Annotated in this window: 20 protein-coding genes and 1 pseudogene; 15 read left to right on the top strand and 6 right to left on the bottom strand. The window is 52.3% G+C overall.

What is annotated here, in order from left to right; translation table 11 throughout:
* Positions 1-225 precede the first annotated feature (225 nt).
* On the top strand, positions 226-1,542 hold the full coding sequence (locus C5523_RS25335) for a conjugal transfer protein TraF (RefSeq protein ID WP_039077910.1): 1,317 nt from the start codon (positions 226-228) through the stop codon (positions 1,540-1,542).
* A gap of 41 nt (positions 1,543-1,583) precedes the next feature.
* Here C5523_RS25335 and C5523_RS25330 read toward each other — a convergent pair whose 3' ends face one another.
* Both C5523_RS25330 and C5523_RS25325 read right to left on the bottom strand, forming a co-directional pair.
* A complete protein-coding gene (locus C5523_RS25330; protein ID WP_071194355.1) occupies positions 1,584-1,901 on the bottom strand; it encodes a helix-turn-helix domain-containing protein in 318 nt (105 codons plus the stop codon).
* Between the two features lies 1 nt (position 1,902).
* Positions 1,903-2,246, bottom strand: a pseudogene (locus C5523_RS25325) (type II toxin-antitoxin system RelE/ParE family toxin).
* Between the two features lie 192 nt (positions 2,247-2,438).
* Here C5523_RS25325 and dusA point away from each other — a divergent pair.
* Entirely contained in the window at positions 2,439-3,437 is a 999-nt protein-coding gene (dusA, locus tag C5523_RS25320) for a tRNA dihydrouridine(20/20a) synthase DusA (RefSeq protein ID WP_079497730.1), read from the top strand.
* 152 nt (positions 3,438-3,589) lie between these two features.
* Entirely contained in the window at positions 3,590-3,832 is a 243-nt protein-coding gene (pspG, locus tag C5523_RS25315; RefSeq protein ID WP_039077907.1) for an envelope stress response protein PspG, read from the top strand.
* A 290-nt stretch (positions 3,833-4,122) separates the two neighbouring features.
* Here the strand turns inward: pspG and C5523_RS25310 are convergent, their stop codons facing one another.
* The gene (locus tag C5523_RS25310; protein WP_039077906.1) at positions 4,123-5,106 is read right to left on the bottom strand and encodes a quinone oxidoreductase; all 984 of its coding nucleotides are present in this window, start codon (positions 5,104-5,106) and stop codon (positions 4,123-4,125) included.
* A 58-nt stretch (positions 5,107-5,164) separates the two neighbouring features.
* Between C5523_RS25310 and dnaB the strand changes: the two genes are divergently transcribed.
* The 6 genes from dnaB (at position 5,165) to C5523_RS25280 (ending at position 10,950) form a co-directional block, all read left to right on the top strand.
* Positions 5,165-6,571 carry a replicative DNA helicase gene (dnaB, locus tag C5523_RS25305; protein ID WP_108702195.1) on the top strand — a complete coding sequence of 469 codons (1,407 nt, stop codon included), beginning with the start codon at positions 5,165-5,167 and terminating at the stop codon, positions 6,569-6,571.
* Between the two features lie 124 nt (positions 6,572-6,695).
* Positions 6,696-7,775: an alanine racemase gene (gene alr / locus C5523_RS25300; RefSeq protein ID WP_108702194.1), complete on the top strand. Its 1,080-nt coding sequence runs from the start codon at positions 6,696-6,698 to the stop codon at positions 7,773-7,775.
* 202 nt (positions 7,776-7,977) lie between these two features.
* Positions 7,978-9,171 carry an aromatic amino acid transaminase gene (gene tyrB / locus C5523_RS25295; protein ID WP_108702193.1) on the top strand — a complete coding sequence of 398 codons (1,194 nt, stop codon included), beginning with the start codon at positions 7,978-7,980 and terminating at the stop codon, positions 9,169-9,171.
* A gap of 183 nt (positions 9,172-9,354) precedes the next feature.
* Complete coding sequence (aphA, locus tag C5523_RS25290; protein WP_108702192.1) at positions 9,355-10,059, top strand: acid phosphatase AphA; 705 nt, start codon at positions 9,355-9,357, stop codon at positions 10,057-10,059.
* A 103-nt stretch (positions 10,060-10,162) separates the two neighbouring features.
* The gene (locus tag C5523_RS25285) at positions 10,163-10,579 is read left to right on the top strand and encodes a secondary thiamine-phosphate synthase enzyme YjbQ (RefSeq protein ID WP_039077901.1); all 417 of its coding nucleotides are present in this window, start codon (positions 10,163-10,165) and stop codon (positions 10,577-10,579) included.
* Positions 10,580-10,581: 2 nt separating this feature from the next.
* Positions 10,582-10,950 (top strand): MmcQ/YjbR family DNA-binding protein, encoded by a 369-nt coding sequence (locus C5523_RS25280; protein ID WP_107223961.1) that lies wholly within the window; start codon positions 10,582-10,584, stop codon positions 10,948-10,950.
* A 13-nt stretch (positions 10,951-10,963) separates the two neighbouring features.
* On the opposite strand, the gene uvrA is transcribed toward C5523_RS25280, so the two are convergent.
* Complete coding sequence (gene uvrA / locus C5523_RS25275) at positions 10,964-13,789, bottom strand: excinuclease ABC subunit UvrA (protein WP_108702191.1); 2,826 nt, start codon at positions 13,787-13,789, stop codon at positions 10,964-10,966.
* Positions 13,790-14,040: 251 nt separating this feature from the next.
* On the opposite strand from uvrA, the gene ssb1 reads away from it, so the two are divergent.
* Positions 14,041-14,577: a single-stranded DNA-binding protein SSB1 gene (gene ssb1, locus C5523_RS25265; protein ID WP_039077898.1), complete on the top strand. Its 537-nt coding sequence runs from the start codon at positions 14,041-14,043 to the stop codon at positions 14,575-14,577.
* A 174-nt stretch (positions 14,578-14,751) separates the two neighbouring features.
* Here the strand turns inward: ssb1 and C5523_RS25260 are convergent, their stop codons facing one another.
* Complete coding sequence (locus tag C5523_RS25260; RefSeq protein ID WP_039077897.1) at positions 14,752-15,033, bottom strand: YjcB family protein; 282 nt, start codon at positions 15,031-15,033, stop codon at positions 14,752-14,754.
* 553 nt (positions 15,034-15,586) lie between these two features.
* Between C5523_RS25260 and C5523_RS25255 the strand changes: the two genes are divergently transcribed.
* Positions 15,587-16,990, top strand: coding sequence for a sensor domain-containing diguanylate cyclase (locus C5523_RS25255; protein WP_108702190.1), 1,404 nt, complete (start codon positions 15,587-15,589; stop codon positions 16,988-16,990).
* A gap of 340 nt (positions 16,991-17,330) precedes the next feature.
* Positions 17,331-18,902: an EAL domain-containing protein gene (locus tag C5523_RS25250; RefSeq protein ID WP_039077895.1), complete on the top strand. Its 1,572-nt coding sequence runs from the start codon at positions 17,331-17,333 to the stop codon at positions 18,900-18,902.
* Positions 18,903-18,917: 15 nt separating this feature from the next.
* Here the strand turns inward: C5523_RS25250 and soxS are convergent, their stop codons facing one another.
* The gene (soxS, locus tag C5523_RS25245) at positions 18,918-19,241 is read right to left on the bottom strand and encodes a superoxide response transcriptional regulator SoxS (protein WP_039077894.1); all 324 of its coding nucleotides are present in this window, start codon (positions 19,239-19,241) and stop codon (positions 18,918-18,920) included.
* Positions 19,242-19,321: 80 nt separating this feature from the next.
* Here soxS and soxR point away from each other — a divergent pair, with 80 nt between their 5' ends.
* The 3 genes from soxR (at position 19,322) to ghxP (ending at position 22,416) form a co-directional block, all read left to right on the top strand.
* The gene (gene soxR / locus C5523_RS25240; protein ID WP_108702189.1) at positions 19,322-19,780 is read left to right on the top strand and encodes a redox-sensitive transcriptional activator SoxR; all 459 of its coding nucleotides are present in this window, start codon (positions 19,322-19,324) and stop codon (positions 19,778-19,780) included.
* Positions 19,781-20,091: 311 nt separating this feature from the next.
* Positions 20,092-20,760, top strand: a complete 669-nt coding sequence (locus tag C5523_RS25235) for a glutathione S-transferase family protein (RefSeq protein ID WP_108702188.1) — start codon at positions 20,092-20,094, stop codon at positions 20,758-20,760.
* Positions 20,761-21,066: 306 nt separating this feature from the next.
* Positions 21,067-22,416 (top strand): guanine/hypoxanthine transporter GhxP, encoded by a 1,350-nt coding sequence (gene ghxP, locus C5523_RS25230; RefSeq protein WP_039077891.1) that lies wholly within the window; start codon positions 21,067-21,069, stop codon positions 22,414-22,416.
* Positions 22,417-22,442: the final 26 nt, after the last annotated feature.

Below are 22,442 nucleotides of genomic sequence, written 5' to 3'. Positions count from 1 at the left end.
TCTGTACTAAACGCCGAGATCACGACCGCGCCTTCACCTTTCGCAATCGCTATGCGTCTTCTATAAATATTGTTGGTCACTTCATATAACAACATCTTCTGTAACGCTTTATTACATTCAGTAGAAATAGGATATTTTTTGGATGTTATTCGCAGCAATAGAGCCTCCCTGTCCATGTCACAACTAACAGGGTCATAAAACTCATTTGATTACGAGACGCATACTGTGAAAAACAATCTTAAACTTTCGGTGGTCGCTATCGCTGTCTCCTTTTTCGTGGCAAAGCAAGCCGGAGCGGCAAATACCTGGGCAGAGGCACGTAATGATGCGATGGGGGGAACAGGTGTTGCCTCCGCAAATTACGGCAGTGGTGCATTCATTAACCCGGCGTTGCTGGCAAAAGCAAAACCGGAAGACAATGTTACGGTCATCTTACCGACCGTGGGGGCGCGGATAACTGATGAGGACAACCTGCGTGATGAAATTGATGATATCAGTAATAAGATCGATTATTACAAGGACATAGTTAATAACCTCACCCTGCGGGAAGTGCTGCTTAACCCTGTTAGTACTGTTGATCAGTTCCAGTCAGCGGCAAAAGATCTGGCGGATTCGCTTGATTATCTGGATGGTAAAACCGCGAGTGCGAATGCCGGGGCCGGTATCGCCGTCACGATTCCTAACGATGTGTTGTCTGTTGCCTTTGTGACTAAAGGTTACGCGCACGCCCGCGTTAATTCGAATATTGATCAGGACGATATCACCTATCTTCGCAATATCCAGAACAGTGATACGGTAGCCACGGGCGTTGCCCTGGGGGCCGTACTCTCACCTAATGGCTCAGGCGAAATCACAAAAAATCTTAACTCCACGGCATCAGGCCGTGCGGCCATCATTACGGATTTTGGTATCGCCATGGCGCACCAGTTTGACGTGGGCGGTGTTCCGCTTTCCGTGGGCGTTACGCCAAAACTGCAAAAGTCGTGGATCTATAACTACACCACCTCGATTTATGATTACGACAAAAACCAATGGAACAACAGTAAGTACCGCAAGGACGACACGGGCTTTAACATTGATGTTGGCCTGGCGGCAGATTTAACAGATAACGTCACCGTCGGTCTGAGTGGACAAAACCTGGTCTCGCGTAACATCGACACCAAAGATGTATTTATCACCAATGGCAGAACCGGTGAGGTTAAAAACTATAAAGATACCTACCAAATCAGCCCATTAGTCACCGCGGGTGCGGCGTGGCATAACGATCTGCTGACGCTAAGCGCTGATGGTGATCTGACGGAAACCAAAGGCTTTAAGAGCGAGAAAAACTCGCAGTTTGTTGGCGTCGGTGCGGAGGTTCGTCCTCTGAGTTGGCTGGCGGTTCGTGCCGGTTATCGCGCTGATGTCAAAGGCGATGAAAGCAACGTCTTCACCGGCGGTGTTGGTTTTGCGCCATTTAACCGCGTGCACGTTGATTTAATGGGGTTAGTGGGTGAGAACAAAACCTGGGGTGCCGGTGCGCAGTTGAGCATGACATTCTGATGCACAACCGGAGGCCTTGCGCCTCCGGTTTTTCTTTGTGCTCAGGCAAAAACCACCTTCATACGTCCCGGGGTACGGCGCGGGCGCCCAACCACAATTTGAACATCGCGCCCTAAGCGTGTCAGACATTCAAGCATTTTTACTTCACTTATGCCGCGAAATTGGCCGCGCAGCATATTTGATAGCCTGGGCTGTGTCATCCCCAATAACTTTGCCGCCTCCACCTGAGTAAGACGACGACTTTTAATGATATTGCCAATGGTGGTAGCAAGCTGCGCTTTAACCTGCATTTCATCCGCATTGTCCAGTCCAATGTCGGCATAAACATTGCCGCTGCTGATATCGATATTCTGGCTCATATTATGCTCCTCTGGCATGGGCTTCTGCTGCCTTAAGACGTTCTCGAATTTTTTCTATATCAGATTTGGGGGTTTGCATACCGGATGACGACTTCTTCTGAAATGCATGTAGCACATAGACCGCCTGTCTGAATTTCAGGGTATAAACCGCGCGATAAGTATCGGTGCAATAGTCTTCGACCACCTCCAGCACACCTGCGCCCCAAATCCTTTTAACGGTTTTGCCTGGGGATGCTTACCTCCGTCTTGTGCGAGATGCAACGCATAACCAAAAACATCCTGAACATCCTCCGGCAGAGACTGAAGATCTTTTTTGCTGCTCCCCACCCAATACAGTGGCTTCATTCGCGTTATCCTTGCGATTTTTTATATCCATATGGGTATATTTTAGCTAAAGGGATGAGCAAATAACAGTCAGAAAACAGAATGTGTGCCATTATGTGCAGTACAATAATTACACTAATGTCCTCGCTGCCCGACGGCGATTCTCTGTGCTATAGTAGCGCCCCTTTTTTACCTAAAGCCTATTTATTCGCCATGTCGCCAGAAAATCAGCCTGCTGCTTATCCTGCTCACCGTTTCTCCATTGCGCCGATGCTCGACTGGACGGATCGCCATTGCCGCTATTTCCTGCGCCTGCTTTCACGCCATACGTTGCTCTATACCGAGATGGTGACGACGGGAGCTATTATTCATGGCAAGGGCGACTATCTGGCATACAGCGAAGAAGAACACCCGGTAGCATTGCAGTTGGGGGGGAGTGACCCGGCGCAACTCGCATATTGCGCGAAACTGGCAGAACAGCGCGGTTATGATGAGATCAACCTGAACGTAGGTTGCCCGTCCGATCGCGTGCAGAACGGCATGTTCGGCGCGTGCCTGATGGGCAATGCGCAACTGGTAGCCGATTGCGTCAAAGCGATGCGCGACGTGGTATCCATTCCGGTGACGGTGAAAACCCGCATCGGCATTGACGATCAGGACAGCTACGAATTTCTCTGCGATTTTATCAGCACGGTTTCCGGCAGGGGCGAATGTGAGATGTTTATCATCCATGCGCGTAAAGCCTGGCTTTCTGGCTTAAGCCCGAAAGAAAACCGTGAAATCCCCCCGCTGGACTACCCACGTGTCTACCAGCTTAAACGCGATTTCCCGCATCTCACCATGTCGATTAATGGCGGTATCACTTCGCTGGAGGCGGCCAAAACCCACCTGGAGCATATGGATGGTGTGATGGTTGGACGCGAGGCGTATCAGAATCCGGGCATTCTGGCGCGTGTTGATCGGGAAATATTCGGCGCGGATGCGGTGGATGCGGATCCTGTAGCGGTGGTTCGGGCAATGTATCCCTATATTGAGCGTGAACTGCAGCAGGGGACCTACCTCGGGCATATTACCCGCCATATGCTGGGCCTGTTCCAGGGGATCCCAGGGGCGCGCCAGTGGCGTCGCTATCTGAGCGAAAACGCACATAAAGCCGGGGCCGACGTCGCAGTGCTGGAACACGCGCTGAGTCTTGTGGCAAACCGCGAATAATTTCGCTAAAAAATGGTCAAATTCACCAGGCTCTGCATCACCATGCGGAGCCTTTTCTTTTAGAAATCAATAAACTAAATGTGGCACGCTTCTTGTAATGAATTTGGTAAGTCATCGTCCCGATGCCATTATCTGTTTACCAGGAGCGCGCCATGTTGGAATTACTGTTTGTTATCGGCTTTTTTGTTGTGCTACTCGCCACCGGTGTTTCATTGCTGGGTATTCTGGCGGCACTGCTGGTGGCAACCGCAGTGATGTTTTTGGGCGGCCTTTTTGCCTTGATGATCAAGCTGTTGCCCTGGTTATTACTGGCGGTTGCGGTGGTGTGGATTATCCGGGCAGTCAAAACGCCAAAAATTCCTCAATATCAGCGCAATAACCGTTGGCGTTACTAAAGTATTGAGTACTTGATCACAACCTCGACACTTTTCCGGGCGCTTTGCTAAGAACCGAATAGGATTTACTTATCAAATCTGTCACTATCGCCGCGTTAACGAATTCATCGAGCTGTACCCTACATACAGCCGAACTAAAAAAAGAATGGGCTTCCTTCGGGAAGCCCTAATTCTTTTTACCGCCGTCATCCTCAGGCCGCAGATGCATTACCTGCGCTCATTCATCCCGGTCACTGCCTTGAATAAGCGCCCAGGCATTCACGCTCTCGCCGCCTGCCTGCAACGTGAATTTACGGAATCAACAGGCTCGACCCTTGCGTTGCGCGGCTTTCCAGAACCTCGTGTGCGCGTCGTGCGTCGGTGAGGGCAAATTTCTGCGATTGCGCCACTTCCACTTTGATCACGCCGCTGGCAATCAGCGAGAACAGCTCATTGCTGGCCTCTTCAAGCTCCTCGCGATTTGTTACGTAGCCGTTGAGGGAAGGGCGGGTCGCATACAGCGAACCTTTCTGATTGAGAATACCCAGGTTGACGCCTGATACCGGCCCGGAGGCGTTACCAAAGCTCACCATCAGGCCACGGCGCTGCAGGCAATCGAGGGAGTCTTCCCAGGTGTCTTTACCCACCGAGTCATACACGACGCGGACTTTTTTCCCGTTGGTTATCTCTTTTACGCGCTCAACAATGTTTTCTTCGCGATAGTTAATCACCTGCCATGCGCCAGCCTGTAAGGCCCGCTGTGCTTTCTGCGCGGAGCCGACAGTACCGATCAATTTCGCCCCCAACGCCTTCGCCCACTGGCAGGCAATCAGCCCTACGCCACCCGCCGCCGCATGGAACAGGAATGCTTCATCAGGTTTAATTTCGTACGTTTTGCGCAGCAGATAAAAGACAGTGAGCCCTTTCAGGAAGGAGGCCGCCGCCTGCTCGAACGAGATGGCATTGGGCAGAATAGCGACTTTGTCTGCCAGAACATTGTGCACGGAGCTGTAGGCACCAAGCCCGGATTGGGCGTACACCACGCGATCGCCCGCTTTGACATGTTTGACGCCAGAACCCACTTTGCTGACCACGCCCGCCGCCTCGGTCCCCAGGCCACTCGGTAATGACGGGGGTGGGTACAGCCCACTGCGAATGTAGGTGTCGATATAATTAATCCCTATAGCTTTGTTTTCGACCTGGACTTCATTTTCCGCCGGATCGGTGGGATTAAACTCGACAGCTTGCAATACCTCAGGGCCACCATGCTTGTGAAATTCAATTCTTGTCGCCATGCTTCCTCCCGAATGATAATCTTTCGAACCATTCATTACGTTGGTAACTCCATTCACTATGGCAGGAAATAAACCCTTCAACAAACAGACTGAACCCCGCGATTTTCAGGTCGAGGAGATGAAAGTGCCGCCCCATTCCATTGAAGCGGAACAGTCGGTGTTGGGCGGTTTAATGCTGGATAACGAGCGCTGGGACGATGTTGCCGAGCGCGTTGTGGCGGATGACTTCTACACCCGCCCGCATCGCCATATCTTTACTGAGATGCACCGTCTACAGGAGATGGGTAAACCCATTGACCTGATTACGCTGGCAGAATCGCTGGAACTGCAAGGGCAGTTGGATATTGTCGGCGGCTTTGCTTATCTGGCTGAACTGTCCAAAAACACGCCAAGTGCGGCGAACATCAGCGCTTACGCTGACATCGTGCGTGAACGTGCAGTTGTACGCGAGATGATCTCCGTTGCCAATGAGATCGCCAATGCGGGTTTCGACCCTCAGGGGCGCACCAGTGAAGACCTGCTCGATCTTGCTGAGTCACGGGTTTTCAAAATTGCGGAAAGCCGCGCCAATAAAGACGAAGGCCCGAAAAACATCGCGGATGTGCTTGAGGCGACCGTTGCGCGTATTGAGCTGCTGTTCCAGCAGCCTCACGACGGCGTTACTGGCGTGAATACGGGCTACGATGACCTGAACAAGAAAACGGCGGGTCTACAGCCATCGGACCTGATCATTGTCGCCGCGCGTCCATCCATGGGGAAAACCACCTTTGCGATGAACCTCGTTGAAAACGCGGCGATGTTGCAGGATAAACCGGTTCTCGTCTTCAGTCTTGAGATGCCCTCAGAGCAGATTATGATGCGTTCTCTGGCCTCCCTGTCACGTGTGGACCAGACGCGCATTCGTACCGGTCAGCTTGATGACGAGGACTGGGCCCGTATTTCCGGCACCATGGGCATCCTGCTGGAAAAACGCAATATCTATATTGATGACTCGTCCGGCCTGACGCCGACCGAGGTGCGTTCCCGTGCCCGACGTGTTGCCCGTGAGCATGGCGGCATTGGGCTTATCATGATCGACTACCTGCAACTGATGCGCGTGCCGTCGCTGTCCGACAACCGTACCCTGGAGATCGCGGAGATTTCCCGCTCTCTGAAAGCACTGGCGAAAGAGCTGCAGGTGCCGGTTGTTGCGCTGTCGCAGCTTAACCGCTCACTGGAACAGCGTGCGGATAAACGCCCGGTCAACTCCGACCTGCGTGAATCCGGCTCCATCGAGCAGGACGCCGACTTGATCATGTTTATTTATCGTGATGAGGTTTATCACGAAAACAGCGACTTAAAAGGGATCGCTGAAATCATTATTGGTAAGCAACGTAACGGCCCGATCGGTACGGTACGTTTGACCTTTAACGGACAGTGGTCGCGTTTTGATAATTATGCGGGTCCACAATACGACGACGAATAATCCTCGTCATCCTTTGAGCTACAGCGGTGTTGGCTACGTCCCCGGAGATGCATGGCCTTGCCGCCTTGCTGCAACTCAAATGATTTAGAGGATGGTTTATTTTTCTTAAAGGCAAGGAATTCAAATGCAAGCGGCAACTGTTGTAGTCAACCGCCGCGCTCTGCGACACAACCTTCAACGTCTGCGCGAACTGGCTCCCGCCAGCCGCCTGGTTGCGATTGTGAAAGCGAACGCCTACGGACACGGTCTTCTTGAGACCGCGCGAACGCTCCCCGATGCCGACGCTTTCGGCGTCGCCCGTCTCGAAGAGGCCCTTCGCCTGCGTGAGGGGGGCATTACCCATCGCATCCTCTTGCTCGAAGGGTTTTTTACCGCTGACGAGCTCCCTCTGGTGTCTGCTCACCATCTTGATACGGTGGTGCATAGCGTGGAACAACTCACGGCGCTGGAAGCGGCGCATCTGGATGAGCCTGTTACCGTGTGGATGAAGCTTGATACCGGTATGCACCGCCTGGGCTTTCATCCGTCTGAGGCCGAGGCGTTTTACCAGCGTCTGAGCCAGTGCAAAAATGTGCGCCAGTCGGTGAATATTGTCAGCCACTTTGCCCGTGCCGATGAGCCGGACTGTGGTGTGACAGAACGTCAGCTCGATATCTTCACCACCTTTAGCGACGGCAAACCGGGGCAACGTTCTCTTGCTGCATCCGGTGGCACGCTGCTGTGGCCGCAGGCCCATTTTGACTGGGTGCGCCCCGGCATCATTCTGTATGGTGTTTCGCCGCTTGATCGCCATCCATGGGGGGAAGATTTTGGCTTCCAGCCCGCGATGACGTTGACCTCCAGCCTGATTGCCGTGCGCGAGCATAAAGCGGGTGATGCGGTCGGTTATGGCGGAACCTGGGTGAGTGAGCGCGACACGCGCCTTGGGGTGGTGGCGATGGGCTATGGCGATGGTTATCCGCGTTCGGTGCCGTCTGGTACGCCTGTGCTGGTTAACGGTCGCGAAGTCCCGATTGTTGGTCGGGTGGCGATGGATATGATTTGCGTCGATTTGGGCCCGGATGCGCAAGATACCGCCGGAGACCCGGTAGTGTTTTGGGGGGAAGGTTTACCCGTCGAGCGCATTGCGGAAGCCACAGGGATCAGTGCCTATGAATTAATTACGCGCCTGACATCGCGCGCTGCCCTGAAATACGTCGATTAACGCAGCGTCGACTCTCCCCGGATGCGGCGCAAGCGCCCTGTCCGGGCTATGACCGGTTTTCTCCCTCTCCCTGTGGGAGAGGGCCGGGGTGAGGGCATCAGACGACACTGCCCAAACGCAGTACACACATCCCGCTCGATCTTCTCTCGCTTCCGGTTTATTGTGTCTTATCCTTCCTACTGTAAACCTGGAGAACCACCTCGTGTTTCAAAAAGTTGACGCCTACGCTGGCGACCCCATCCTTAGCCTGATGGAGCGTTTTAAAGAAGACCCGCGCAGCGACAAAGTTAACCTCAGCATCGGGTTGTATTACAACGAAGATGGCATCATCCCGCAGCTACAGGCTGTTGCCGAAGCGGAAGCCCGCCTCAATGCCCAGCCGCAGGGTGCGTCTCTCTATCTGCCGATGGAAGGTCTGACTACTTATCGCCACACCATTGTGCCGCTATTGTTTGGTGCGGAACATCCGGTGGTGGCGCAAAAACGCGTTGCAACGATCCAGACACTGGGCGGCTCCGGTGCGCTCAAAGTGGGTGCTGATTTCCTGAAACGCTACTTCCCGGAGTCCGGTGTGTGGGTCAGCGATCCCACCTGGGAAAACCATGTCGCCATTTTTGAAGGCGCGGGCTTTAAGGTCAGCACCTATCCCTGGTTCGACAGTGAAACCAATGGCGTGCGCTTTACCGCGCTGCTGGAAAAACTCGCTACCCTGCCGGAGAAGAGCATCGTTCTGCTGCATCCGTGCTGCCACAACCCAACCGGTTCAGATTTAACGAATGCGCAGTGGGATGAGGTGGTAAACGTGCTGAAAGCCCGCAACCTGATTCCTTTCCTCGACATTGCCTACCAGGGCTTTGGCGGCGGTATGGAAGAAGACGCCTATGCGATCCGGGCGATTGCTGATGCGGGTTTACCGGCGCTGGTCAGCAACTCGTTCTCCAAAATTTTCTCACTCTATGGCGAGCGCGTAGGCGGTCTCTCCATTGTCTGTGAGGATGCGGAAACAGCCTCTCGCGTCCTGGGGCAGTTGAAAGCGACGGTGCGTCGTAACTACTCCAGTCCGCCGAACTTCGGTGCGCAGGTTGTTGCGACGGTGCTCGGCGATACGGCGCTGAAAGCCTCATGGCTGGCGGAAGTCGAGACAATGCGTACGCGCATACTGGCTATGCGTCAGGAACTGGTGAACGTGCTGAAAGAGGCCGTTCCGGGGCGAAACTTTGACTATCTGCTTAAACAGCGCGGCATGTTCAGCTACACCGGTCTGAGTGCTGCACAAGTTGATCGTCTGCGTGAAGAGTTTGGTGTCTACCTCATTGCCAGCGGGCGTATGTGCGTTGCCGGGCTTAATAGCCGCAATGTGCATCGCGTTGCTCAGGCATTTGCTGCTGTAATGTAAACGACGCATATTTTCCTCCCGTCAGGGAGGAAAATGGCGCGATCCTGCTACAAATATTCCGGTTTATGATGATGAAACCGCAGAAACGCCTTCCTTTCACCCGTCCCTGAGGGTATGGTCAGAGAGCTTTTTGATGCTTAGCACGCTATCTGACAATAACGGACTGAAAATTTAGGGATAAACATGCGAAAGTTCACATTAGCCCTCTGCTTATCGTTTTCGCTTACCGGTGCTTTCTTTGCTCAGGCTTCTACGCCGACTCCGGATAGCACAGGCACCAACGTTGCCAAACTGGCCGAACAAGCGCCCATTCACTGGGTCTCCGTCGCACAGATCGAACACAGCCTGGTGGACCGCCCACCGATGGCCGTCGGGTTTGATATCGACGATACGGTCCTGTTTTCCAGCCCCGGCTTCTGGCGCGGTAAAAAAATGTACTCCCCGGATAGTGAAGCCTATCTTCAGAACCCGGAGTTCTGGGAGAAAATGAACAACGGCTGGGATGAGTTCAGTATTCCAAAAGAGATCGCGCGGGCACTGATCGCTCTGCATGTGAAACGCGGCGACAGCATTTACTTCATTACCGGACGCACGCAGACGGCGACGGAAAGCGTGACCAAAACCTTGCAGGATGATTTTTTGATTCCGGCGGCGAATATGAATCCGGTCATTTTTGCCGGGGTGAAAGACGGGCAAAACAGCAAGACGCAGTGGCTGGCCGACAAGCAAATCAAAATCTTTTACGGCGATTCGGATGAAGACATTACGGCGGCGAAAGCGAGTGAAGCCCGCCCGATACGTATCCTGCGCGCTTCGAATTCAACCTACCGCCCGCTGCCACAAGCCGGGGCGTTTGGTGAAGAGGTGATCGTAAATTCCGAATATTAAGATTGAATAGTTGTTTTTTTAAGCAAATCTGTTCTGTCGGGTTTTACCTTTCGCCGACTTGCTGCACACTTAAAAAGATTCGTCTTTTAAAAGGAAGCAGCAGATGTGGTATCAACAGACTCTTGTTCTCGGGGCAAAACCCCGGGGTTTTCATCTGATCACTGATGAGGTGCTGGGGCAGATCCGCGATCTGTCCCGCATCAGAACAGGCTTGTTGCATCTGCTCCTCCAGCATACTTCCGCTTCTCTCACCCTCAATGAAAACTGTGACCCCACCGTGCGTCACGATATGGAGCAGCATTTTCTGCGAGCGGTGCCGGATAACGCCCACTACGAGCATGACTACGAAGGCGCGGACGATATGCCTTCGCATATCAAGTCTTCCATGCTGGGTGTGTCGTTATTACTTCCTGTCGCCAGCGGGCGCGTTCAGCTTGGGACGTGGCAGGGGATTTGGCTGGGAGAGCATCGTATCCACGGCGGTTCGCGAAAAATCATCGCGACGCTACAAGGGGAATAAAGATGACAATTTCGGAGTTATTGCAGTATTGCATGGCGAAGCCGGGTGCAGAGCAGAGCGTACACAGCGACTGGAAGGCCACGCAGATAAAAGTGTCTGACGTGCTGTTTGCGATGGTGAAAGAGGTGGAAGGCCGCCCGGCAGCGTCCTTGAAAACCAGCCCGGAACTGGCTGAACTACTGCGTCAGCAGCATAATGACGTGCGCCCAAGCAAACACCTGAACAAAGCGCACTGGAGCACCGTCTATCTCGACGGCTCGCTCCCGGATTCACAGATTTACTACCTTGTGGACGCCTCATACAAACAGGCGATAGAACTGTTGCCTGAACAGATCAGGCAACAGCTTTACTCCGCATCATCCAGGGCGTAATCAGCCCGGAAGATTATTTCAGCATCGGTTTCAGGAATCGCGCCGTGTGTGAGGCTTCACACTCGGCGACGGTTTCTGGTGTGCCGGACACGAGAATTTCCCCGCCTCCGCTGCCGCCTTCCGGACCGAGATCGACAATCCAGTCTGCGGTTTTGATGACGTCCAGGTTATGCTCAATGACCACGATGGTATTGCCCTGGTCACGCAACTGGTGCAGAACGTCCAGCAGTTGCTGAATATCGGCAAAGTGCAGGCCGGTGGTCGGTTCATCCAGAATATAGAGCGTTTGGCCGGTGCCACGTTTCGACAGCTCGCGCGCCAGCTTCACGCGCTGCGCCTCACCGCCGGAAAGCGTGGTGGCTGACTGACCCAGACGGATGTACGTCAGGCCCACGTCCATCAATGTTTGCAGCTTGCGCGCCAGCGCCGGGACGGCATCAAAGAATTCACGGGCTTCTTCGATGGTCATATCCAGCACTTCATGGATGGTTTTGCCTTTGTATTTAATCTCCAGCGTTTCGCGGTTATAGCGCTTGCCTTTGCACTGGTCGCACGGCACGTAGATATCCGGCAGGAAGTGCATCTCAACTTTGATTACGCCATCACCCTGACAGGCTTCGCAGCGTCCACCACGGACGTTAAAACTGAAACGCCCTGGGGTGTAGCCGCGCGAACGGGATTCCGGCACGCCGGCAAACAGTTCACGAACCGGGGTGAAAACGCCGGTATAGGTCGCCGGGTTGGAACGTGGCGTACGGCCAATCGGGCTCTGGTCGATATCGATCACTTTGTCGAAATGTTCCAGCCCCTGAATATCACGATAAGGCGCGGCTTCGGCGATGGTGGCACCGTTTAACTGGCGCTGAGCGATCGGGAACAGCGTATCGTTAATCAGGGTAGATTTACCCGAACCGGAAACACCGGTAATACAGGTGAACAGCCCTACCGGTAGCGTCAGCGTCACGTCTTTCAGGTTATTGCCGCGTGCCCCGGTCAGTTTAAGCACTTTTTCCGGATCGGCTTTAACGCGATTTTTCGGAACGGCGATCTGGCGTTTGCCGCTCATATACTGCCCGGTGAGGGATTCAGGCACTGCCATAATCGCCTTCAGCGGGCCTTCGGCGACGACCTGACCACCATGCACCCCTGCGCCGGGGCCAATATCGATCACGTGATCTGCGGCGCGAATGGCATCTTCATCATGTTCGACCACGATGACCGTGTTGCCGAGATTACGCAGGTGGATCAGCGTACCGAGCAGACGTTCGTTATCGCGCTGATGCAGGCCGATTGACGGTTCATCCAGCACATACATGACGCCCACCAGACCTGCGCCAATCTGGCTTGCCAGACGGATACGCTGAGCCTCGCCGCCGGAAAGGGTTTCCGCGGAACGGGAAAGCGTCAGGTAATTCAGACCGACGTTCACCAGGAATTTCAGGCGATCGCCAATCTCTTTGAGTACTTTTTCAGCGATTTTCGCGCGCTGGCCGGACAGCTTCAGGTTATTGAAGAAGTCCATAGCGTGACCGATGCTCATGTCCGAGATGGTCGGCAGCGGCGTATTTTCAACGAAAACATGGCGGGCCTCGCGGCGCAGGCGCGTACCGTCGCAAGTGGCGCAGGGACGGTTGCTGATAAATTTCGCCAGCTCTTCGCGTACCGCGCTGGATTCCGTCTCTTTATAGCGACGTTCCATATTGTGCAGCACGCCTTCGAACGGATGGCGGCGCACGGAGGTATCGCCACGATCGTTCATATACTTGAATTCAATACTCTCTTTGCCGGATCCGAACAGCACCACTTTATGCACGGTTGGGCTGAGGCTGTCCCACGGCGCTTCCACATCAAATTTGTAGTGGTCCGCCAGCGATTTCAGCATCTGGAAATAGTAGAAGTTACGGCGATCCCAGCCGCGAATTGCGCCACCCGCCAGCGATAGCTCGGGGTTCTGAATCACGCGGTCAGGGTCGAAATACTGCTGCACGCCGAGCCCGTCACAGGTCGGGCAGGCGCCTGCCGGGTTGTTGAACGAGAACAGGCGCGGTTCCAGCTCGCGCATACTGTAGCCGCAAATCGGGCAGGCGAAGTTGGCCGAGAAAAGCAGCTCTTCGGCTTTGGGATCGTCCATGTCGGCGACCACTGCCGTGCCACCGGAAAGCTCCAGCGCCGTTTCGAAGGACTCTGCCAGACGCTGCGCCAGATCCTCGCGCACTTTAAAGCGGTCAATCACGACTTCAATGGTGTGTTTCTTTTGCAGCTCCAGCTTCGGCGGATCGGAAAGGTCGCAGACTTCACCGTCAATACGCGCGCGGATATAACCCTGGCTTGCCAGGTTTTCCAGCGTTTTGGTGTGTTCACCTTTACGTTCTTTTATTACCGGCGCCAGCAGCATCAGACGTTTGCCTTCCGGCTGCGCCAGCACATTGTCGACCATCTGGCTCACGGTCTGTGCCGCCAGCGGAACGTCATGGTCCGGGCAGCGGGGTTCACCTACGCGGGCAAACAACAGACGCAGATAGTCATGAATTTCGGTAATGGTCCCGACGGTGGAACGCGGGTTATGCGAGGTCGACTTCTGCTCGATAGAAATAGCAGGAGAGAGCCCTTCAATGTGGTCAACGTCAGGCTTTTCCATCAGCGAAAGAAACTGACGGGCATAAGCGGAAAGAGACTCAACGTAGCGACGCTGCCCTTCGGCATACAGAGTGTCGAAAGCCAGTGACGATTTACCCGAACCCGACAGACCGGTAACGACAATCAATTTGTCGCGTGGAATGACGAGGTTGATGTTTTTGAGATTATGGGTGCGCGCGCCCCGTACTTCGATCTTATCCATTCACCTTTCCCGGTAATAACTCGGCATGCCTGGTCGATTGGAAGGACAACCAGCGGTCAGAAACGGCTAATTATGACACAATTTAAACTGGCTGGATATACAGTATTGGAATGCAAATTCAGAGGGGATGTGCAACAATGTTGAGTCCGCGCGACAACTCTGGAAGATCCTTCGCAGCTATGAACATGTCGCATGGAAATGGTACACTCCCGCGCTTACACTATTTAGAAATGTTTTCAGGAGACACGATCATGGCCAGCAGAGGCGTAAACAAGGTGATTCTCGTCGGTAATCTGGGCCAGGACCCGGAAGTACGCTATATGCCGAGTGGTGGTGCAGTGGCCAACATTACGCTGGCGACTTCCGAATCCTGGCGTGATAAAGCGACCGGTGAAATGAAAGAGCAGACTGAATGGCACCGCGTTGTGCTGTTCGGCAAACTGGCAGAAGTGGCCGGTGAGTACCTGCGTAAAGGTTCTCAGGTCTACATCGAAGGTCAACTGCGTACCCGCAAATGGACCGATCAGTCCGGCGCCGAGAAATACACCACCGAAGTCGTGGTTAACGTGGGCGGCACCATGCAGATGCTCGGTGGCCGTCAGGGTGGCGGTGCTCCGGCTGGCGGCAATATGGGCGGCGGCCAGGGCCAGCAGGGCGGTTGGGGCCAACCTCAGCAGCCGCAGGGCGGTAACCAGTTCAGCGGCGGCGCGCAGTCTCGCCCACAGCAGTCTGCGCCGGCACCGTCTAACGAACCGCCGATGGACTTCGACGACGATATTCCGTTCTGAGTGCAGGCCATCGGCCTTATCAGCGCGACCCGTATGGGAAACGTATCGACAAAAACCCCGCACTGCGGGGTTTTTTGTTACCTGCTGGCGTTATTTGTCTCTTTTCGTGTCAGCGGATTTTTGACAATAAAAAAGCTCCACGCGGGAGCTTTTTCACTAAAGAAGGGCTTGCTGTCAGGTAATCACCATCGGCCATTCGGGGGAGGATTTCTCTGACATCTCCGTCATGATATTGATGACGTTGTGCCAGACGGCATGGACATCGACCATCGTAATGCCCAACAGGCCCGTTGCAAACCAGCAGGCTGCTACCAGACCAAGGCCGCTGCTTATCACAGCCAGACCAATATAATCTGCTTTACGAAAGCGAATGTTCAATGTGCTGGCCATAAACATCAGCACTGCACTCAGTATCTGCCAACGAAGAAGAACGACACTGGTGGTTAATGTAGCCATGAAAACGATCCTCGAAAGAAAACTTTCAGGCACAGGTGGGTGACGCCATGAGCCTGAGCGATGTGTGCAGGCGCAGAAAATCTGCAGAAGTAACGTTCTACATTGAAACAGTGTTCCCTGTCTCAAGAATGTGTGAACTATATCACATTTGTTCTTTTATTCGCCAGTGTGCAAATGAGCAAAATTTTCTGTGCAAAGGGGCATTTTGTTAGAGGGCGTAGGGGTTAACCGGGCGTGATGATAGCGTTTTGCTATGAAGAATAAGAATGCTAATAAATTCAAAAAGATAGTCACTTTATGATTTTTTGCCTATTTTGCCTGGGTTGGCACTTTTCGGAACATCGATTATTCTTGATCGAATAGCTATATATATCTGAATGTCACTTTTCAGATTTCTGATCTGCATGGATATATCCTCAACTGGCGTCTTTTAAACGCATTTCGCTGCATTTTTTGTAAATCAGCGTTGGTCATCGGAATTTAGCTTTTCGTTTTTCCTGTACAGCTCATTGTGGGTATGGTCCGGTGTTTAATCATCTGTGACTGAAAAAAAATGAAAAAAGAAAATACCGCCATTCCTGTGGATGATGGCGCGGTGGCGCTTACTATCCTGGCGAAGTTGATGCCATGCTTCAGTGCACAACGCACGCTAAAAGAAATTTTACAGGCAATTAATAGTGCCGTAGGTTCAACGCTCTCCTGGGTTGTGGTAGAGCAGGATGGAGATTTCCAGCATGAGAGCGCGGGGCAGATTCCATGCACCCTGGGCGATGCGCAAACCTTTCTGGAACAGTCGCAATTGCGGCGCAATCAACATGCGTGGCGTGTTATCTGTTGGCGACGGCAGGTTGGTACAATATTATTTTCTCCTACTCACCATGCTGCTGATAAATTCCATGGCGGTATTCTCTGTAAATTAATTTCAAGCGCTCATGGGGTAGAGGGATATTTCTTCCTGGCGTTTCCGCAGCCGTTATTTTCAATGAGTATCATTAAAAGTGTGGTGATCATTCTTGTCGAGAAATTAAAAGATTATCTCGCCGGTATTATTGCTAAAGAGCGCATGACCAGAGAAATGCATCGCATTGTCGCGCAATATAAAGTCTTATTTGATCGCGCCCCCGTATTAATGAATTCATTTGATAAAAACAACCGCTGTATATTATGGAATGGGGAGTGCGAACGGCTGTTTGGTTGGTCAATTGAGGAGTTAAACTGTCAACCTGATCCATTAGCATTATTTTTCCCTGATGATGAGGTCCGTCATAAGGTCCGGGCTTCTGTCAGCGCTTCGCCTGCTGTCGATATGTATGAATGGCATCCGGTAAGGCGCACGGGCGAAGTATTAACCGTATTGTGGTCAAATATTTTGCTCCCGGATAAATCCATTCTCAGTATCGGGCTGGACATTACCGAACGTAAGAAGGCCGAGCAGCAACTGGCGGTGAAAGCGACGACTGATGACCTGACGGGGTGCTTTAATAGGTTCTCTATATTACGGCAGTTCAGAGAGGCGCTTGCCGCCTGTGAACCGGGAGATCCCGATAGTCATTTCAGTATCCTCATGTTGGACCTGGACCATTTTAAAAACATCAACGATCGCTGGGGCCACCTAACAGGCGATGCGGCACTGCGCCATTTCTGCGAGAAAATCCGTGAGCTCAGCACGCCGGACTGCGCGTTAGGTCGTCTGGGAGGAGAGGAATTTCTGATTTTATTACCGCAAACTGACAGTCAGACTGCGCTGTGTTTTAGCCAAAAAATTCGCGCTGCGCTGGTCGATAAACCGCTTTTTAACGGGGATGAAAAGATAACCTTATCCTTTAGCGCAGGTGTTGTGTTTGTCACCGGAGGGGTGTCCGATACTTCAGTTTTGCTTACGCTTGCGGACGATGCGCTGTACGATGCGAAGCGTACCGGGCGTAGCCGAACTGTGATTGCAGAAGCAATTTTATAAATATTCCCGGCTTCCTTCCGGAAGGCTACGCAATAGATGAAAAAATACCCGATCGGCCTGTCTTTTTTTTATCCTGCGGAGAGTTTGACTTAATCAACTATTGTCTGTTGCGTAAACTAAAAACCCTAGCTGGCGACTGGATAAATATTTTCCTTAATATAAACACAACGCATACTTTTAGTTTGCCTTACGGGCAAATATTATCGTCATAACCAAATATTAGGTTTTTAATGAAAAAAGTAAGTTGCTAATGTCGTATGATTCATGCAACGTAATCACCTGTTTATCAAAGCATCCTGCCTTCATTACAGGCACACTAAATGCAGGGATATAGGCGGAAATGAATCATAGCGCGCAGCGTAAGATGCTGAGAGTCGTCGGGATCATCATGGTAGTGCTCCTACCGGTGATGCTGTCGCTATGGTTTGCTCACATCCGTGCAGTAAAAGAAACAGGTATCCATCTTCGTTCTTTTGCGCAACTTGCTTTAGATAAAACTGAACGGGTTATCGGACAAGTCGACCTGGCCCGAAGCGCCGCTGAGAAATATCACGGTCAAGTTTGTTCCCCTGAGCATCGTAGCTACATGCTCAATATCATTCGCGGTAGCCTGTATGTTGCCGATTTAATATACGCGCGCGGCGAACAGTTTTTATGCTCGACAGCTTTTTATCCTACGCAATCGTATGCTATTTCGCCTCCCGAGTATAAAAAAAAGCCGGCCATCTCTATTTATTACTATCGTGATACGCCATTTTATCCCGGATATAAAATGGTCTATATGCAGAAAGGAAATTATGTCGCGGTAGTCAATCCGCTTTCCTACAGCGAGGTGATGTCAGACGACAGCACGCTGGCTTATGGTATTTACGATACGGTAACGGGTCTCTTTTTTTCCGTCAGTGATCAGGCCGATCTACAAACACTGGATAAGCTCGTCCGAAAAAATGACCTTACTTTTCAAGAGAATGGTCGTTTTTACACAATAGACCATTCTGATAAACGTCCCATTGCAATCATTGTTTCGACCTCCAGCGACACTTATTTTCAGTATCTTTATCATCAGGCGACATTAACACTGCCGTTAGGCATGATTTGTAGCATTATTATTTTATTGATGTGGTCGCGAACACGGCAGGAGTTTAACTCTCCACGACGAATGCTGCACAGAGCATTAACCAAACACCAGCTTGAACTTCATTACCAGCCCATTATTGATATCAAAAACGGCCAATGCGTAGGCGCTGAAGCATTATTGCGCTGGCCGGGTTTTAATGGTCCGGTAATGAGCCCGGCGGAATTTATTCCGCTGGCAGAGAAAGAAGGAATGATTGAGCGGGTTACCGATTATGTCGTTGATGAAGTCTTTAATGATCTAGGAGAATTCTTAGCAGCATGGCCGCATCTTTATATTTCGATTAATCTGTCAGCCGTCGATTTCCATTCTTCCCGCCTGATTGCACTTATTACCAATAAAACCAGGGAACATTCTGTACGCGCAGAACAAATTAAAATTGAAGTAACCGAACGTGGGTTTATTGATGTTCCTAAAACCACGCCGGTCATTCAGGCGTTTCGCCATGCGGGTTACGAGGTGGCGATAGATGACTTCGGCACCGGTTACTCGAACTTGCACAACCTGTACTCCCTCAACGTCGATATTTTAAAAATTGATAAATCCTTTATCGATACGTTGACGACCAATAGTACCAGCCACCTGATCGCTGAACACATCATTGAGATGGCACACAGTTTGCGCCTGAAAATTATCGCGGAAGGGGTGGAAACAGCAGAACAGGTAACCTGGTTACTTAAGCGTGGCGTGCAGTACTGTCAGGGTTGGCATTTTGCGAAGGCTCTGCCGCCGCAGGAGTTTAAAGCCTGGGTTGCGCAGCCACCTTCGCTAAAGTAATCATCCCGGCGACACTTACGCCTGGTGGCGATAGTCGCTGGGAGTCCGATCAAATTCCCGACGAAACACGCGTGAAAACGTTTGTTGCGAAACGTAGCCCAGATCCATCGCAATATCAAAAATGGGACGCCGCGTAGTACGCAGTGCTTCCGCAGCCAGTAACAGACGGCGCTGACGAATGTAATCTCCCAGCGTCTGATGCATCACGGTACGAAACATTCTCTGCAAATACCATTTTGAATAACCTGACTTTCTGGCGACTACATCAATGTTTAACGGTTGGTCGATATGTTCATCAATCCATTCCGTAAGGGTCTGAATAATTTGCTGATGGGACATAGAGCTGCCTCTTTCTCGATTCGTCGTTTTGTCTGCGGTGGAGTATAATTCCTCAAGTTAACTTGAGGTAAAGAGGTTTTATGGAAAAGAGAACACTGCGTCTCAAGGCGCTGCTCACGCCGGGTGAAGTGGCGAAACGCAGCGGGGTGGCCGTTTCCGCGCTGCATTTTTATGAAAGCAAAGGGCTTATAAAAAGTACCCGTAATGCCGGTAACCAGCGGCGCTATACACGCGATGTGCTGCGCTATGTGGCGATCATTAAAATCGCCCAGCGTATTGGTATTCCTCTGTCGACCATCGGCGATGCGTTTGGCGTATTGCCGGAAGGACATACGCTGAGCGCAAAAGAGTGGAAGCACCTTTCGTCCCAGTGGCGCGAGGAACTGGACAGGCGTATTCACACGTTGGTTGCGTTACGTGATGATTTGGATGGGTGTATTGGCTGTGGTTGTCTGTCGCATAGTGATTGCCCGCTGCGAAACCCAGGAGACCAGTTAGGCGCTCAGGGGACGGGGGCAAGGCTGCTGGAAGGCGATTAGCCAAAGAAACATATTCCCCCCGGTGGCGCTGTCGCTTACCGGGGCTACAGCAATACAAAAAACTAAAGCGCCCAACTGGGGCGCTTTAGTCGGTCCGGTCTTTGTCTTTCTCTCTATCCCATTCTGTTATGGGAGGGTTTCCCCCGACATCAGCACCCCTCATCATGTTGGAGGTTCCGGATTGTGCTGACACTTTTAGTCTAGGAAATGGCGAAAAATTCGCCACATCATGACGCTTTTTTTTAGGAAATTTTTCATCCAAAGAGCAAGCTTTTCTATAGTTAATTCGAATAACTCAGCGGGAGCCTGTCATGCTTAAAGTTCACCACTTGAACCAGTCTCGTTCTCAGCGCATTCTGTGGGCGCTGGAAGAACTGGGTTTACCGTATCAACTCATTCATTATCAACGTGAAAAAACCATGCTGGCTCCTGCGTCACTTAAGAAAGTGCACCCGCTGGGCAAATCACCGGTACTGGAAGACGACGGTCTGATCCTCGCTGAATCCGGCGCAATTCTGGAATACCTGCAGGAGACCTACGATACAAACAGCCTGCTTAAGCCTGAAGATAGAGAGATGCGTCAGCAGTATCGCTTTTGGCTGCATTACGCCGAAGGATCGCTGATGCCTTTATTATTGATGAAGCTGGTTTTTGCCAGCCTCGGTAAACCACCCGTACCGTTTGGTGTGCGAACGATAGGAAAAATGCTTGGTCAGGGCATCCAGAAAGCCTGGCTAAACAAGCAAATTGAAACCCACGCGCGTTATATCGAGTCGCAACTGGCCGTGAAGCCCTGGTTTGCCGGAGAGCAGTTAAGCATGGCCGACATTCAGATGAGTTTTCCGATTTTCGCATTGCTGTCACGCGGCGGCATTGCCGATCTTCCGCATACCCAGTCATGGAAAAAGAGAGTTGAAATGCGCCCGGCCTGGCAACGGGCGATTGAGCAGGGCGGCCCTTTGGATCTCCCCGGTACGTAATATTGATCGCGAAATGTTGCAAAGTTGCGCAGGGACGATAACGTTTGCGCATCGGTCGGTCAATTCTTCGTCGTCATAAGCGAAAATTAGCAAAAAGCGGCAAAGTTCAGTTGAAAAGCGGTATCTAAACGCTGGATAATCGTTTGCCTTTTTTGACCAACCGTTTTGTATGCGCGGAGTTAATCGTTTGCTTTTTGTGACACCCCTTCGTCACATCGCAGCTCAGGGAGACGACGTTTAACAGGCAGTGGACACTGTCCGCCTCGCATATCAACGAAAGATAAAAACTCTCAGGGGATGTTTCCTATGTCTACGCCTTCTGCGCGTACCGGCGGTTCGCTTGACGCCTTATTTAAAATTTCTGCTCGCGGCAGTACTGTTCGTCAGGAAATCGTTGCTGGGTTAACCACGTTTCTGGCGATGGTCTATTCCGTTATCGTTGTGCCTGGCATGCTCGGTAAAGCGGGCTTCCCGCCAGCGGCGGTGTTTGTCGCTACCTGTCTGGTTGCCGGTGTCGGTTCGATCGTCATGGGCCTGTGGGCAAACCTGCCACTGGCTATCGGTTGCGCTATCTCTCTGACCGCGTTCACCGCGTTTAGCCTGGTGCTGGGCCAACATATCAGCGTTCCGGTCGCTCTGGGTGCCGTGTTCCTGATGGGTGTGCTGTTTACCGTTATTTCCGCAACGGGTATTCGTAGCTGGATCCTGCGCAACCTGCCGCAAGGTGTTGCGCATGGCACCGGTATCGGTATCGGTCTGTTCCTGCTGCTGATCGCGGCGAACGGCGTGGGTCTGGTTATCAAGAATCCGCTGGACGGCCTGCCCGTCACGCTGGGTCATTTCGCCAGCTTCCCGGTGATCATGTCGCTGATTGGCCTGGCGGTTATCATCGGTCTGGAAAAACTGAAAGTACCGGGCGGCATCCTGCTGACCATCATCGGTGTTTCTATTGTCGGACTCATCTTCGACCCGAGCGTGCACTTCTCCGGTATTTTCGCTATGCCATCGCTGAGCGATGACAAAGGCAACTCCCTGATCGGCAGCCTGGATATCGTTGGCGCGCTGAACCCTGTCGTGCTGCCAAGCGTACTGGCGCTGGTGATGACGGCGGTGTTTGATGCGACCGGTACTATCCGTGCGGTAGCCGGTCAGGCGAACCTGCTGGATAAAGACGGCCAGATTATCGATGGCGGCAAAGCGCTGACCACCGACTCTCTGAGCAGCGTGTTCTCCGGTCTGGTGGGCGCGGCGCCTGCGGCGGTATACATCGAGTCTGCGGCAGGTACGGCGGCAGGCGGTAAAACCGGTCTGACAGCGATCACCGTTGGCGTGCTGTTCCTGCTGATTCTGTTCCTCTCTCCGCTCTCCTACCTGGTTCCGGCGTATGCGACTGCGCCAGCGCTGATGTACGTAGGTCTGCTGATGCTGAGCAACGTGGCGAAAATCGACTTTGCCGACTTTGTTGATGCGATGTCCGGTCTTATCACCGCAGTATTCATCGTGCTGACCTGTAACATCGTTACCGGCATCATGATCGGCTTTGCCTCTCTGGTCATTGGCCGCGTGGTCTCAGGTGATTTCCGTAAACTGAATATCGGTACTGTGGTTATCGCCGTGGCGCTGGTTATCTTCTACGCAGGCGGCTGGGCAATCTAATTCCCTTGTCTCTTGTGTACAACGGG

It is taken from the genome of Phytobacter sp. SCO41 (genome assembly GCF_003073275.1).
In the GTDB taxonomy this organism is placed as follows: Bacteria; Pseudomonadota; Gammaproteobacteria; order Enterobacterales; family Enterobacteriaceae; genus Phytobacter; species Phytobacter diazotrophicus.
The sequence above is the reverse complement of the archived record's forward strand: the minus strand, read 5'-3'. Positions and strand labels throughout refer to the sequence as shown.